Genomic DNA, 14,150 nt, shown 5'->3' on the forward strand with positions numbered 1-14,150 from the left:
CATACTATGTAACCTCTCCCATATTAGTAAATACTAACTTTTTCAAAATGACACAAAGCTAGATAATTCATGAGTAAATTTTTAGAAAAAAACTCTACACATACAAAAAAGCCACAAGGTGTTAACCTTGTGGCCATTGGAGCTGATAATAGGATTCGAACCTACGACCTACTCATTACGAATGAGCCGCTCTACCAACTGAGCTATACCAGCATGTATATAGTAACATCCTACTCCTATTGCAGTAAGATGTCAAATACACCTATTTTACGCCTTTTACAGATACGAGTTCACCTGTGAAAGCATCTACATTCACTTCAATTTCTTGATGATTGGCTGCACCAAATTCTACATCGTACACGAAGCGACCTTTTTCATTTTTTACAGACCAGCTATTGAGGCTCGTCGCTTGGCCTTTTGTTTGAGCAAAGGCAAAGTTAACAACTGCTTCTGGCGCTAAGATACGGGTAGGGTCAAAGGCCTTTTTCTCTAAACCAGCCTTATATTCCCCTTCTTTTATTTCACCAATTTGATTTGTATTGTAGTTGTATTTCAACTCATATTTACCTGTTGAATCAAAGCCTTCAACTTCGTATTTAATTTGGCCGTCTTCGCCATCGAATGCAATTTCTGTAATCGCTGCTTTTGGATGTTGTTGAATGAAAGCATTAAGCAATGTATTGGCACCTACAATAGCTGCATGATTAGCATCAACAACTGCTACTGTTGGTTGTACCGGTACAATACTAGCCGCATCAACAGCTGGTGCATTTACCCCAAATGCCGCTGCTAGTGCCAATGCAATGCCGCCTTTTACGAACATAGATTTCATAAGTTCCTCCTACATAAATTGTATTAGTAAATATTCCATATACTCCTATTATACACAATAATTAGGACTTTCACGAATAAAATCATACCCTAAATAACACCAAGAATAGATAGCATGTGTTACAATTTAATTATCAAAACAGTAGTTAATAATATATATAAGTGAGTACTATGATTTCGTTATATCCAACCTTTTACCATACATTTCAATGCAAAGCTAATCAATGTCACCATACATGTTGCCAAAAATGGACCATCGATGTAGATGAGGAGACAGCTAAATTATATCAAACGCTACCTACGCCATTAGGTGAAGACCTACGGAAATTTATGACCGTCGATGACGAAGGCTATTATTTTATGTTTAGCGACAAACAGCCCACCTGTCCCCTACTACGGGAAGACGGATTGTGTCGCGTTGTTTTAGAACTGGGCGAAGATAGTTTATGTGATACATGCCATATGCATCCTAGGTTCTATAAATATATCGAAGATCTAGAACTTTGCGGCGTAGGTCTATCCTGCGAAGAATCAGTAGAAAAGCTATTAGCTACCGAAGGCGATCAATTGCTATTTACCATTGAAGATGATGACGGTGAGTTTACCGCTGAGGATAGGCCAGTACTAAAAAATATCTTCGAACTTTTAGCATTAGGTATCAAGCCAGAGATTTGTCAGTTTACACCCAATCAATCCATTCCTTACTGCCAAGAGTTAGTTAATGTATATAAAAAAACAGAGCCTATCGATGAGGAGTGGACAAAACAGCTAGGCCTTTTACAAGACATGCTATCATCAACAACGGCATCAACTACAATGGATTTGCTTGCAGCTGATACCATCGACACATCCGTGCTCAACAAGGTGTATCAGTATATCCTGTATCGTCAAATCGATATGCTAGCGGAGTATTCCTTAGGTAGCCTCATTCGATACGCCTTTGACGCCACATTGTTCATCGCATTACTAATTCATCAATTTGGAAATATGCCAGAACAAATTAGACGATGGTCTGAGCAAATCGAGTATGATGAAGATAATGTGGCATTCTTATTTAATGCATATGAAAACAGCAACTACGACAAATAATGTGCAGTTGCCATATAATGATAAAAAGACACATTCCAAAAAACGGAATGTGCCTTTTTAAAATAATAATATGCCTAAAAATTTTATGCCTATCCAGATGATGTACGCGCTACATATAACGAGAAGCCCTTCAAAAGCATTTCCCGAAACGGAGGCACCCACGATGCGCCCTACTACGGAAATTAAGGACATGGTGAGAAGAAGGCAAATAATTGTAAGAAATACGCCTAATAACAACACGAGAACAACGGGCGCTTTTGCAAAAGCAAGAAGCACGCCAAAGCTCAACATGTAAATTCCAATCACTACTTGCGCATACGCAATACAATGGAACACGCCTGTTAAAATGGTCATCGTATAACAATGACGAGCACGCCATAATGCATATCCGCTGATAAGTATAGCCATAACTAAAGCTTTCACAATCAGCAACAGCCATCTACTCACATCCCAGAGCGGCGTAGTCGTATTTAGCTTTTGTAAAAGTTCGTTAATTTCAATGACATTAACCATTGGGAGATGTTCGAGCTTTACGAATGTAGTGGGATTCATAATGAAGTTTTTCATGGCCGCCGCATATACCGAATCACCTATGGCGGTGAATTGGTAACATATAATAGCCAGTATAATCATGACGATTAACTGAGTCATACTGGTGCGTTGACGATATATGCGTACGCCATCCGTATCGATAGGCCCTACTAATCGATCAAAGAATTCAATCATATGTCCTCTTAATACTTATTAATACAACACAATACAAAGTATGCGTCAATGCACATAAACAGTACATTGTTTCATGAAACGCTCATTCATTATAACATAAAAGCAAGGTATAGAATATACCTTGCTTTTAATTTTATTATATTTTTATGTTATAAATAGTTTAATTCTACTCATAAAAAGTTATTGCAAACTTCCTAAGATTTTAGTCAAATTATCATCCATTCTTTCAAGATATGTTTTATCGTCTTCCTTGCTTTCGATAGTATAAATAGTTTCTACCTTAGCGCCTACTTCTTGAGCTAATGTCTTAGATACTTCTGGACTAGCCATTTCTTCTGCGAAGATTGTGGTAATCTTGTTTTCCTTGCAGTATTCGATGAGTTTAGCCAATTGTGCCGCATTTGGTTCACCTTCTGCAAACACATCTTCTACGCTATTTTGTTCTAATCCAAAGTCACGGCATAGATATGCAAAAGCAGCATGACCTGTTACAAAGTTTTTATGTGGAGCTTTTGCAAATTGACCTTCATATTTTTGAATCATAGCATCTAATTTTGCCACATAATCATTGTAGTTCTTTTCGTAATAATCCTTATTCGTAGGATCTACCTTTACCAATGCATCCTTAATATTTTTAACTTCGATTTTTGCATTTTTCAAAGACAACCATGTATGAGGATCTTCTGCGCCATGTTCTTTAATTTCGTCAGGATCTGTGTTTTTAATAGCCTCTATACCGTCAGATGCTTTCACAGATACAAGTTTGTCATTTTTAGCCGCATCAATCGCTTGTTGCGCCCAAGGTTCCATGCCGAGTCCGTTATAAACAAATACTTGCGCTGATGCCAATTGTTTCATATTTTCTGGTTTCAATTCAAAGTCATGAGGTTCTGTGCCATCAGGAATAATCGTAGATACCTCTACCTTATCGCCACCAATGGCCTTCGCAAATTCAGACATAGCATTAAAACTTGTTACCACTTGGATTTTCTTACCTGCTTGTTCCTTTGGCGCATCATTACCACAGCCTGCAAATAGAGCAGCCATTAGCACGCCAACTACTAACAATACCAGTTTCTTGACCATAGTAGGCCTCCTTTTTCTAAATCCTGAGTGCTCATGCTATTATAGTATATATAGTATTCTTTAATTGCAGTTGCGACTCAGTTGCATTTGTAATATAGTTATAGTATAAACGTAGTAATAATTTTGTCAATCAGAAAAGTGGTTTTTATGTTATCAATTCAACATCTTTATTTTTCATACCAAGGTCAACCGCCCTATGTGCTAAATGATTTAAACGTAGAGGTGCATAGCGGTGATTATATTTCCATCGTAGGCGACAATGGTTCTGGTAAAAGCACCCTCTTGCGCCTCATTCTAGGTTTTCTAACGCCTGTAAAAGGTTCCATCACATGTAACACGAACAATATTCGTTATGTATCACAAAAGAATGATTTCTCCCATGCTGGATTTCCTATTACAGTCTATGAAATTCTAGATTCCTATCGCAAGCTATTGAACATCAAAGATAAGCATGAAGTGAATCGCGTTCTTGAGCTCACACATATGACGGAGTTTAAAGACCGCCTCATCAGCAAATTATCCGGCGGTCAAGCACAGCGCGTTTCTATCGCACGGGCCCTTATCGGTAGCCCAGATCTCATCATTCTCGATGAACCATCAACGGGCATCGACCGCAAGAGCCAAGAAGGTATTTATGCCCTCTTGTGCACACTAAATCAGGAACACCATATTGCGATTATTTCTGTAGAGCATAATTTAGAAATGGCCCTTGCAAACTCGACAAATATCTATCACATTGCAAACGGTCAAGGTCATCTCTGTTCCCCTGAACAATATGCTAGCGAAATCATGCATAACACGGGACGCAATCCTGTGGACCACGAGAACTGCTCCTGCTTTACAGACGTGACGGCTCAGTCTGATGATACAACAACTAAGGAGGTTCGCCATGTTTAATTATGATTTCATGCAAAATGCCTTCTTCGTAGCAGTCTGCATTTCTCTATTATGCCCATGCATCGGTATATTTATGGTACTACGCCGGTCCAGTATGATTGGCGATACCATGAGCCACGCATCCCTCGCCGGGATTACTCTTGGTTTATTGACTAATACGAACCCTATATTAGGGGCTTTCATATTCACCGCCATCTGCGGTGCCCTCATCGAGTTCTTGCGAAAATATTTTTCTCACCACCTCGATTTGATTCTTACCATCATCTTATCCCTAAGCATCGGTACAGCCATTACCCTAATCAGTTCAGGCAAGCTGAAAGCTAACGCTAATGTCTTTTTCTTCGGTAGCATCTTAACCGTTAATACTGCAGATATGATTAGCATTGCGGTGCTCACCATCCTATCTGTATTAACCTTATATTTTCTTTACAACTCACTACTCTATATCGCCTACGACGAAGAGGCGGCACGGGTAGCAGGTGTAAAGGTGGATTTGATTAACTATGTATTTGCCATCTTAATGGCAGCGGCTGTATCTATTTCCATCAAAATCGTCGGTGTTCTCGTATTAAGTGCCATGATCGCCTTACCGGTAGCCTCTGCATTGCAATTAGAAAAAGGTTTTAGAACAACCTTACTCTGCTCCATTGGATTTAGTTTGCTCGCCATGATCATCGGCCTATTCGGGTCCTACTATCTCAACGTAGCTCCAGGTGGTTTCGTATCACTTACATCGGTGTTCATCCTATTAGTGGTACTCATCATCAAAAATATTAAATCCATTATTCGGAGGATGCAATTTAGTAAATAAACATCATGTGTACAAGAGTACATACAGTTAATAGTTAACCCATAATAGAAAGCGTTATTATGAATACCACACATTGGCCAGAAGGCATAAAAAAGACCAAACAGCGCGAAGCCATTTGGTCTGTATTAACCATAACAGATAAACCAATTACCGCCATCGAAATTGCCGAACGATTAGGCGATGGCAGCACCACCTGGATGTCTACCATCTACCGCACCCTTGAGTTATTAGAAACAAAGGATATCATTACACGTACCACCATCATGGGTAGCGACATGGCGTACTACGAAATTACACCACACACACACCGCCACTATGCGGTATGCACTAAATGCGGTGCTATGATACCACTTCATACCTGCCCAGTTGTAGAAATGCCAAAAGAACTTATAGATGCGGGATTTACTATAACTGAGCATCATTTAGAGATAGCGGGTATATGTAAAAACTGTAAAAATAAATAAACTGCCAAAGGGCCCCTAGTTCTATGTACTAGGGGCCCTTTCATATGGGATATCCAATATTAATCTATATAGTTTTTAATCGCTTCATTGAACAAGGATACCTTATATTCGCGAATGTCATAGGTTGCTAATTGCTCTGCATGGTATGCGTCGAATTGCACAGCCTCTTCTAATTCCTCTTTTGTTCCTTGAGCAATAATAAGGCTTTCACCAGAGTTATCTGGTCTTGTGCCAAACATTAAAAATTTTCCTGCATCAAAATATGTTTTATACCAGATATGATGCTTCTCTCTCAATGCATCGAATGCTTCCGGCGGGATGCGATTCATATCTAGCTTGATAGAAATCGTATACATAATAGGCTCCTATATCATCTTTCTCTACCATACTATATATCCCTCTCTTATCTATAGTATAGCATTTTTCCAATAATGTATCCATCGCACAACAGTTAACAGGGCCTAGTCGTATGTGACTAGGCCCTGTGCATTATGCATAGTATAGGATTTTATAAACTTTCACCAATTACAACATCAATGGTGCAATAACGAAGCCAAGTGCTACGGAAATAGCAATGGCAAGTACGCCTGGGATGAAGAATGGATGGTTAAATACGAGATGACCGATTCGGGTCGATCCTGTATCATCCATTTGTACAGCCCCCAAAAGTGTTGGGTATGTAGGCAATACAAAGAGTGCAGATACGGCCGCAAAGGATGCAATAATGATATATACAGAACCCGTATTTTCCGGTGTAATACCTAAGGCGAGGATTACGGCCGGCACAAGTGCTTGTGTCGTCGCTGCTTGGCTATACAAAAGCGTACTAGCAAAGAAGAAGGCGACTGCCAACAAGAATGGATACGCTGTTACCATGCTAGATGCCATAGCTTTGATTTCAGGGATATGACCTTTTACAAAGGTATCGCCTAACCACGCTACACCAAGAACACAGACACAGGCGGATAAACCAGATTTGAATGTACTTGTGTTGACAAGTTCTGCTGTATCTAGTTTACAGAAGAATGTAATGGCCGCCGCAATAATCATCATAAAGCCAACGATGGCATCGTTTCGGCCAAAGATAACCGGTTTAATGATACCAATATTCTTAGAAATCGCTGTTGCATAGAATACGATACAAATAATACCGATTAAGAAGATTAAAACAGATTTTTTTGCACCTGGTTTTAAATGGAAATCCACATTCTTTTCGCGAGGTGGTGCCACATGACCTGCTGCCAAACGTTCTTGGTAAACAGGATCAGAGGACAAATCATTGTTCGAAAAGGTCGACATGATAAACGCTGTAATCATAACCGCAATAAATGTGGTAGAAATACAGATGCCAAGTAATGTTGGATAGCTAACACCGAATGGTTCAAGGAATCCACTCATAGCAACAACCGCTGCGGATACAGGACTTGCGGTAATACCAATTTGGCTCGCTACAACGGCAATCGATAGTGGTACGGAAGGCTTGATGTTCTCGCTCTTTGCAACCTCTACAATTACAGGAATCATAGAGAATGCCGTATGACCTGTACCAGCCAAAATCGTCAAGAAATACGTAACTGTAGGAGCTAAATAGTTAATGTGTTTAGGATTTTTACGCAAAATATTTTCCGCAATACGTACTAAATAATCTAAACCACCAGCCAACTGCAATGCACAAATCGCTGCAATGGCTGACATAATGATTAAGATAACATCCCAAGGAATTTGCCCTGGGAACATCCCCATACCGAGGCTCAGCAATACGACGCCAAGGCCTCCAGCATAGCCGATGCCCATGCCACCGAGGCGTACGCCCAAGAAGATGGCACCGAACAAGATAATGACTTGCATAATTACATAAATGTCCATACGATGACCTCCTTTGAATATATATACTATACATATATAGTATCATAGATATGCAGAATAATCATCGTATTTTGAGAATGTATAGAATATATTTTAGATTATGCAAGGAAAATACATTCATTTATAAAATGATTGGCTTCAAATCTTCTAATACGCCCTCTTCTTCTGTGGCACGTTTAATACTTTCACCTACGATGCGAACCATATCTTCCAATTGTTCTACCGTGGACGCCAATGGTGGCATGAGGATAACCACATCGCCTATTGGGCGGCAAATAAGGCCTTGTTCACGAGCGAGAACGGCAACCTTTGCACCTACCGCATCATTTGGACGATACGCTTCATGAGTAGCAACGTCCTTTTCAAGCTCAATGCCTACGATAAGGCCACGTTGACGCACTTCTTTAACATGTTTTAACTGTTCAATAGGTTTGAGTGCCTTTGTGAAAGCTTCGATTTTCACAGGCAATCCTTCGATGACCTTTTCATCGCGGAATACTTTCAACGAAGCCAATGCAACAGCACATGCCAAGGCATTACCGGTGTAGGAATGGCCATGATAGAATGTTTTCTTTTCTTCAAATGTACCAAGGAATGCATCGAATACGCGTTTGGTAGTCAATGTAGCGGCCAATGGCAAATAACCGCCCGTAATCCCTTTGGATAAGGTCATGAAATCAGGCGATACGCCTTCATGTTCACAAGCAAAGAATTTACCTGTACGGCCAAAGCCTGTTGCCACTTCATCAACGATGAGGAATACATCATGTTTGGCAGTTAACTCACGAACGCGTTTTAAATAGCCGTGAGGCATAACGAGCATACCAGCTGCGGCTTGCACTAATGGTTCCATAACGAGAGCTGTAATTTCGTCCCCTTCTTCATTGAGGATGCGTTCCAATTCTGCTAAGGACTCTTCAAACGCTTTATCTCGATCTGCTACATCACGATATACACCAGGGCTTGGTAAAGTTAACGGTTTGAACAACAAATTATGAAACACTTGATGGAACAACTGAATCCCACCTACGGATACAGTACCTAATGTATCACCATGATAGCCCGCATTGAGTGCGATAAATTTCGTTTTCTTTGTTTGACCTACTAATTGACGGTATTGGTACGCCATCTTAATAGCGACTTCAATCGCCGTACTGCCATCATCGGATAAGAACACCTTTTCCAAACCTTCTGGTGCAAGTTCAACTAATTCTTTACACAACTGTGCTGATGGAGGGCTCACCAATCCGAGCAATGTGCTATGCGCAATCTTATCAACTTGGTCCTTCAACGCTTGATTAAGCACAGGGTGATTATGGCCATGAATATTAACCCACAGAGATGATACACCATCATAATACTTTTTACCCTTGTCATCGATCAAATACACGCCTTCACCGCGTTCGATAACTACAGGTTCTTGTGCTAACCAGTCTTGCATTTGTGTAAATGGATGCCATACAAATTCGTGGTCCCATTGTGCAATTTGTGAAAGTTGTTTCTCTGCCATCATAACACCTCATACTTAAGATTTTATATCTATACTATCTACTTAATTCCAGATTCCTTGTATATGGAGCTTTCACTAAATGCCCCATACAGTTTGCCAAATCTTAGCCGAATCTAAGAACGAACGCCCCCAACCAAGTTTGATATGCGCTTGATTAGGTCCTTGATATGGAGGAAGTACACCGAGCACCGGAATATCGGTATACCGTTCCATATCCTCAATATTCGTCTTTAATAAGAATGGATCCACCACAGTCGTATCATTTACAATGATTCCTTTTACATCAATATGATGCTGTTTTGCATACTCATACGTTAACACAACGCGATTGATAGAACCTAGACGCCCATCAGTAACCAATATGGCAGGATATGCAATATCTGTCATAAGATTTGTAAACGTAATATCCTTAGTAAGAGGCGTTGTAATTCCACCAGCCCCTTCTACAAATGTAATATCATGTTGATTTACAACCCTTTTCACATGATTTACAATCTCTGGATAATCGATGTCCACACCGGCCAACTCTGCCGCCAAACGCGGTGAATAATCCCCTGCCAATGCAATAGGATTCACCTCGCGACGACGCGACTCAGGAATACCTACAGACTGCATCAAATAGGTAGCATCCTTACTTTCAAGACCCATGCATATTTCATCTTCATCCATTGTTCCGCATTGAGAAAATGGAACTGCACTAGACGACACAGGCTTAATCATGCCCACATCAAAACCATCGTCCACTGCTAACGCCCCAAGCAAACCTGTGACAAACGTCTTACCTACATCCGTATCTGTACCAATAATAGAAACACCTAACTGTCTCATACGAGCACCTCTTTACCATATCGAATCAGCATTAACAACTATGCATATATAATTAGTTGACAATTTAATTACAGTATAAAACTTACAAATAAAACAGTCAACTATATACAATCTATACAGGTTGACAATTTTCGCTATAACAAGAGCCACCCATACCCTCGCAGCGACTTTGGCCCTGTTCCGTAGGAACAGACCCGGCCGGTGTTCTCTCTCATTAAATGCAGAGGAATTCCGCTACATTGTGGTTATGAGAAAACTCGATGGGACCTAATTACATCTATAGTTATAGCAAGAGCCACGCATACTCTCGCGCGACTTTGGCCCTGCGAAGGCCGCAGGCCGTAGTCAGACCCGGCCGGTGGAGCGAGAGAGTATGCGTGGCTCTTGATAGCCTAAATGTAGAATTGTAATAGGGCCCCATCGAGTAGATGATTAAACCTCAATATAGCGGAATTCCCCTGTATCAGGATCCATCATCCCCCCGTAGAATCCCATGCCTCTTGGGAATAATGGATGGTGACGCAAGAATTTAACTGTATAGCGTACATTTTCTTCAGAAATGTGGAAACGGTCCATCCAATCGATAAGACCTGGTTCAATCATGCGAATGGCATCTTCATTAATGCCTTTGGCTTTCATAGATTCCATAAATTGTTCTGCGGAAAAGTCAATCATACCACAGTTTTCGTGACCGATGACGATTACATCTTCGATGCCCATGCCGTATGTAGATACAAGCAAGCTTTGAACGATGTTATCAATCGGTTGCGTTACGCTGTTGCCGGCCGTCTTAATGGTGATAACCTCGCCGCGATCAAATCCTAAAGATTCTTCGAGCATCCCCACTAAACGCGTATCCATACATGTTACAATGGCTAATTTCTTTGTAGGATGACTAGTTAAACCCTTTTGAGCAAGCTCAGGATGTTTAGCTACATATTCTTTGTTTTTTTCAATAATACCATTAATATCAATCATAATGCACCTCGCATATTCTATGAGACATGTTGATGTTCTCTACGTATTTTACTAGGAATCATATTTCATTAAGTATAATTATCCCGTATAAGATTATATAAAACTTTCACCATAAGATACAATACTATAAGCTATGTATACAAGATACTTAATGAGGAATCCCCCTCGATTAATTCCCCCGATTATGTTACTATTAAGTAGTAGTTTATTTATACATCCTGCGCGATACCACAGCGATGTATGTACCAAGTAGGTACAGTTAGGAGGTTTTATGATGGGTATCAATGCAAAAACACTGCCAGGCATATTGCTCTGTGCAATTCTAGCCATTCCATGTTGGCTATTAGGACAATATTTTCATTTTATCGGCAGTCCAATCTTCGCTATTATCCTCGGTATTATTATTGGTTCTTTATTCACATCTTGGAAACGAGAAAAAACGGGCTCCGGCATTGGATTTACGTCTAAAAAAATCCTACAATGGGCCGTTATCCTTCTCGGCTTTGGTCTTAACATCACCCAAGTATTGCATGTAGGTTGGGTTTCCTTACCAATTATCATCTCAACCATTGCCACATCGCTTATCATTTCTTACATCATATTCAAAGCCACGCATATCGATTCTAACACAGCCGTTTTGATTGGTGTCGGTTCTTCCATCTGTGGTGGTAGTGCCATTGCTGCGGCGGCGCCTGTTGTGAAAGCTAGCGATCAAGATATTGCACAAGCTATTTCCGTTGTATTCTTCTTCAACGTAGTCGCTGCATTCATATTCCCACCTCTTGGCGATGCTATTGGGTTGTCTAACATGGGCTTTGGCCTCTTTGCGGGCACAGCCGTTAACGATACATCATCCGTAACAGCTACTGCTGCTGTTTGGGATAGCATGAAGGGCACAGGCACGCAAGTTCTTGAATATGCAACCATCGTTAAATTGACACGTACATTGGCAATCATCCCTATCTGTTTAGGTCTTGCTAGTTATCAAGTGTACAAAGCCAAACAAGCGGCTAAGGCAAGCGATAACGCTGAATCTGTTAATATTGCAGCTATCTTCCCTAAGTTCGTTCTTTACTTTGTCATTTGTTCTCTTATTACAACTGTATTGTCCTATGCAAATGTAGATATTCACTTCTTAGACATATTCAAAACTATTTCTAAATACTTTATCACCATGGCCATGGTTGCTATTGGGCTTAATACAAATCTTGTTAAGCTTATCAAATCTGGTGGTAGTGCCCTTGCATTAGGCGCTGCATGCTGGATTTGCATCACCCTCGTCAGCCTAGGGATGCAACATGTTATCGGTTTATGGTAAAATAGAATAAAGCTTCGTTTAATACAGAATAGATTTCTATGTAGTACTTTATAACACTACACAGGGGTCTATTCTTTTATTATACGTACCAAATTTACCTAAACGTATTATCCATCAAGAAAGGAGGATTATCTATGTATTTCCTGCAAGGTTTATTAGTAGGTCTCGCCACGTTTGCACCGATTGGGATGCAAAATCTATTTATCATCAATACGGCCCTCGTCCAACCATTGCCACGCATCCTGTTAACCATCACTATTATCGGGCTATTCGATATGACCTTGAGTACGGCGGCCTTTTACGGCATTGGGGCGCTCCTCGAGGCATGGCCAGTCTTCAACCTGATCATTCTCATTGCAGGCGGCTTGCTCGTAGCCTACCTAGGATACAAAACATTTAAAACTACACCTTCACTTAAAAAGGTTGATACGAACATCCCCATCAAAAATATCCTGTTAATGGCACTTCTCGTTACATGGGGCAATCCGCAAGCAGTCATCGATGCATCCATGATGCTCGGCGCCTTTCGCGCTAATATTCCTGCTGAAAACATATATCACTTCTTCTTTGGATTCCTCGCGATGACACCGATTTGGTTTGGATTCCTTGCTGGAACCATGTATGTACTAGCTAAGAAAATTAAGATATCCCATCTCGTATGGATCAATCGCGTATGCGGTACCGTATTAATCATATATGGCATAAAGCTCGTCTATGATGGCATTCTAATGATGCTGTCCATATAAACACAAAACAGGTATCACCTGAAATCACTACACCATAAAGCTGTGAGGTTTTAGGCGATACCTGTTTTATTCATATATGTTGTTATTTAAAATTCATCGAGGACCTGTAGAAAAATATCTTTAAATGCCTCTGCATAGGTATTAGGATTTTGTGAACTCACATAGAAATAGTAATCCTTTTCTATAGGTTTACCATTATTTAATATACATTTTCGCTCAATACCTGGAATGGTATCCACTAAATACTTGAATCGGTCTACCAATAATATACCTTGTCCAGCACCAACGAGAAAACGGGCTTCTTCAAGATTTTTAACTTGTAGGAACGATCCCATAAATCCCATCGATTTTCGATAGTTTTCCTCTTCATCTAACCGTTGGTCATCATGACATACAAGAATTAACGGCAAATCTAATAATTCTTTCAGCTCTACAGACCCCTCCGGAGTATACCCCTTGGGCACCTCTGCTATAACGGTGGCCTTACTAATAAGATATGTTACATAATCATTATCCGACTTAATTTGCCAATAATCATTAAAAATAATATCCACCAAATTATCATCGAGCATTTGATTCAATTCAGAATGGCTGCCACTATACATACGCACATCGAGGTCACGATACCGTTTTGTAGTGCGCATTAATGCCTGTTGCAATGCAATGCCACTATAGCGATTTAAATAGCCAATACGCAAATACTTACGCTCATTTTTACCGACACGCACCGTCTCATCTTGTAAATTTTTGACGCGCGTCATCAGCTGTTTACCATTCCGATATAAATATTCACCAGCCGGTGTTAGATGAAAGCTACGCTTTTCACGTATCATCAATGGAACGCCAAGACTAGCCTCCAAGGATTTAATTTGTTGTGAAATAGCCGACTGAGACACATAGTGCTCATAGGCTGCCTGTGTAAAGCTATTATGCTCTACAACAGAAATAAAATACTCCAATTGTTTTAATAACATGATGAACTCTCTCAATACACATAATC

Annotated in this window: 15 protein-coding genes and 1 tRNA gene; 6 read left to right on the top strand and 10 right to left on the bottom strand. The window is 40.3% G+C overall.

All coding sequences use genetic code 11. The features are described from left to right. Nucleotides 1–137: 137 nt before the first annotated feature. Both O3617_RS02895 and O3617_RS02900 read right to left on the bottom strand, forming a co-directional pair. Nucleotides 138–213, bottom strand: a tRNA-Thr gene (locus O3617_RS02895). A 49-nt stretch (nt 214–262) separates the two neighbouring features. Further along, the gene (locus O3617_RS02900) at nt 263–832 is read right to left on the bottom strand and encodes a PepSY domain-containing protein (protein ID WP_371448586.1); all 570 of its coding nucleotides are present in this window, start codon (nt 830–832) and stop codon (nt 263–265) included. Between the two features lie 170 nt (nt 833–1,002). On the opposite strand from O3617_RS02900, the gene fliB reads away from it, so the two are divergent. After that, on the top strand, nt 1,003–1,920 hold the full coding sequence (gene fliB, locus O3617_RS02905) for a flagellin lysine-N-methylase (protein WP_371448587.1): 918 nt from the start codon (nt 1,003–1,005) through the stop codon (nt 1,918–1,920). 57 nt (nt 1,921–1,977) lie between these two features. On the opposite strand, the gene O3617_RS02910 is transcribed toward fliB, so the two are convergent. Both O3617_RS02910 and O3617_RS02915 read right to left on the bottom strand, forming a co-directional pair. Then, nucleotides 1,978–2,646 (bottom strand): hypothetical protein, encoded by a 669-nt coding sequence (locus tag O3617_RS02910; RefSeq protein ID WP_371448588.1) that lies wholly within the window; start codon nt 2,644–2,646, stop codon nt 1,978–1,980. Nucleotides 2,647–2,826: 180 nt separating this feature from the next. Further along, nucleotides 2,827–3,732, bottom strand: coding sequence for a metal ABC transporter substrate-binding protein (locus O3617_RS02915; protein WP_371448589.1), 906 nt, complete (start codon nt 3,730–3,732; stop codon nt 2,827–2,829). A gap of 147 nt (nt 3,733–3,879) precedes the next feature. On the opposite strand from O3617_RS02915, the gene O3617_RS02920 reads away from it, so the two are divergent. From O3617_RS02920 to O3617_RS02930, 3 genes are read left to right on the top strand one after another with little or no spacing between them, the layout of a single operon-like run. After that, the gene (locus O3617_RS02920) at nt 3,880–4,629 is read left to right on the top strand and encodes a metal ABC transporter ATP-binding protein (RefSeq protein ID WP_371448590.1); all 750 of its coding nucleotides are present in this window, start codon (nt 3,880–3,882) and stop codon (nt 4,627–4,629) included. After that, nucleotides 4,622–5,440, top strand: a complete 819-nt coding sequence (locus O3617_RS02925; protein WP_298606457.1) for a metal ABC transporter permease — start codon at nt 4,622–4,624, stop codon at nt 5,438–5,440. Before O3617_RS02920 ends, O3617_RS02925 begins: the two co-directional genes overlap by 8 nt. A 59-nt stretch (nt 5,441–5,499) precedes the next feature. After that, nucleotides 5,500–5,904: a Fur family transcriptional regulator gene (locus O3617_RS02930; RefSeq protein ID WP_371448591.1), complete on the top strand. Its 405-nt coding sequence runs from the start codon at nt 5,500–5,502 to the stop codon at nt 5,902–5,904. Nucleotides 5,905–5,963: 59 nt separating this feature from the next. Here the strand turns inward: O3617_RS02930 and O3617_RS02935 are convergent, their stop codons facing one another. The 5 genes from O3617_RS02935 to O3617_RS02955 form a co-directional block, all read right to left on the bottom strand. Further along, entirely contained in the window at nt 5,964–6,260 is a 297-nt protein-coding gene (locus O3617_RS02935; RefSeq protein ID WP_371448593.1) for a YciI family protein, read from the bottom strand. 169 nt (nt 6,261–6,429) lie between these two features. After that, nucleotides 6,430–7,770 (bottom strand): anaerobic C4-dicarboxylate transporter, encoded by a 1,341-nt coding sequence (locus O3617_RS02940; RefSeq protein ID WP_287500888.1) that lies wholly within the window; start codon nt 7,768–7,770, stop codon nt 6,430–6,432. Between the two features lie 121 nt (nt 7,771–7,891). Beyond that, the gene (gene bioA, locus O3617_RS02945; protein ID WP_371448676.1) at nt 7,892–9,280 is read right to left on the bottom strand and encodes an adenosylmethionine--8-amino-7-oxononanoate transaminase; all 1,389 of its coding nucleotides are present in this window, start codon (nt 9,278–9,280) and stop codon (nt 7,892–7,894) included. Nucleotides 9,281–9,355: 75 nt separating this feature from the next. Next, nucleotides 9,356–10,108, bottom strand: coding sequence for a dethiobiotin synthase (gene bioD, locus O3617_RS02950; RefSeq protein WP_371448594.1), 753 nt, complete (start codon nt 10,106–10,108; stop codon nt 9,356–9,358). Between the two features lie 432 nt (nt 10,109–10,540). After that, the gene (locus O3617_RS02955; protein WP_005376646.1) at nt 10,541–11,086 is read right to left on the bottom strand and encodes a carbonic anhydrase; all 546 of its coding nucleotides are present in this window, start codon (nt 11,084–11,086) and stop codon (nt 10,541–10,543) included. A 274-nt stretch (nt 11,087–11,360) separates the two neighbouring features. Between O3617_RS02955 and O3617_RS02960 the strand changes: the two genes are divergently transcribed. After that, nucleotides 11,361–12,404 carry a YeiH family protein gene (locus O3617_RS02960; RefSeq protein WP_038149031.1) on the top strand — a complete coding sequence of 348 codons (1,044 nt, stop codon included), beginning with the start codon at nt 11,361–11,363 and terminating at the stop codon, nt 12,402–12,404. 134 nt (nt 12,405–12,538) lie between these two features. Beyond that, nucleotides 12,539–13,150 (top strand): LysE/ArgO family amino acid transporter, encoded by a 612-nt coding sequence (locus O3617_RS02965; RefSeq protein ID WP_005384391.1) that lies wholly within the window; start codon nt 12,539–12,541, stop codon nt 13,148–13,150. 86 nt (nt 13,151–13,236) lie between these two features. On the opposite strand, the gene O3617_RS02970 is transcribed toward O3617_RS02965, so the two are convergent. Further along, complete coding sequence (locus O3617_RS02970) at nt 13,237–14,124, bottom strand: LysR family transcriptional regulator (RefSeq protein ID WP_005384390.1); 888 nt, start codon at nt 14,122–14,124, stop codon at nt 13,237–13,239. Nucleotides 14,125–14,150: the final 26 nt, after the last annotated feature.

This window comes from Veillonella sp. 27098_8_77, assembly GCF_041431535.1.
GTDB lineage: Bacteria > Bacillota > Negativicutes > Veillonellales > Veillonellaceae > Veillonella.

What these genes read in the sequence shown, in the direction of transcription:
- O3617_RS02920 (WP_371448590.1), top strand. Translation starts at nt 3,880, where the DNA reads ATGTTATCAATTCAACATCTTTATTTTTCATACCAAGGTCAACCGCCC.
- O3617_RS02955 (WP_005376646.1), bottom strand. Translation starts at nt 11,086, where the DNA reads ATGATTGATATTAATGGTATTATTGAAAAAAACAAAGAATATGTAGCT.
- O3617_RS02930 (WP_371448591.1), top strand. Translation starts at nt 5,500, where the DNA reads ATGAATACCACACATTGGCCAGAAGGCATAAAAAAGACCAAACAGCGC.
- O3617_RS02915 (WP_371448589.1), bottom strand. Translation starts at nt 3,732, where the DNA reads ATGGTCAAGAAACTGGTATTGTTAGTAGTTGGCGTGCTAATGGCTGCT.
- O3617_RS02965 (WP_005384391.1), top strand. Translation starts at nt 12,539, where the DNA reads ATGTATTTCCTGCAAGGTTTATTAGTAGGTCTCGCCACGTTTGCACCG.
- fliB (WP_371448587.1), top strand. Translation starts at nt 1,003, where the DNA reads ATGATTTCGTTATATCCAACCTTTTACCATACATTTCAATGCAAAGCT.
- bioD (WP_371448594.1), bottom strand. Translation starts at nt 10,108, where the DNA reads ATGAGACAGTTAGGTGTTTCTATTATTGGTACAGATACGGATGTAGGT.
- O3617_RS02900 (WP_371448586.1), bottom strand. Translation starts at nt 832, where the DNA reads ATGAAATCTATGTTCGTAAAAGGCGGCATTGCATTGGCACTAGCAGCG.
- O3617_RS02960 (WP_038149031.1), top strand. Translation starts at nt 11,361, where the DNA reads ATGGGTATCAATGCAAAAACACTGCCAGGCATATTGCTCTGTGCAATT.
- O3617_RS02935 (WP_371448593.1), bottom strand. Translation starts at nt 6,260, where the DNA reads ATGTATACGATTTCTATCAAGCTAGATATGAATCGCATCCCGCCGGAA.
- bioA (WP_371448676.1), bottom strand. Translation starts at nt 9,280, where the DNA reads ATGGCAGAGAAACAACTTTCACAAATTGCACAATGGGACCACGAATTT.
- O3617_RS02970 (WP_005384390.1), bottom strand. Translation starts at nt 14,124, where the DNA reads ATGTTATTAAAACAATTGGAGTATTTTATTTCTGTTGTAGAGCATAAT.
- O3617_RS02940 (WP_287500888.1), bottom strand. Translation starts at nt 7,770, where the DNA reads ATGGACATTTATGTAATTATGCAAGTCATTATCTTGTTCGGTGCCATC.
- O3617_RS02910 (WP_371448588.1), bottom strand. Translation starts at nt 2,646, where the DNA reads ATGATTGAATTCTTTGATCGATTAGTAGGGCCTATCGATACGGATGGC.
- O3617_RS02925 (WP_298606457.1), top strand. Translation starts at nt 4,622, where the DNA reads ATGTTTAATTATGATTTCATGCAAAATGCCTTCTTCGTAGCAGTCTGC.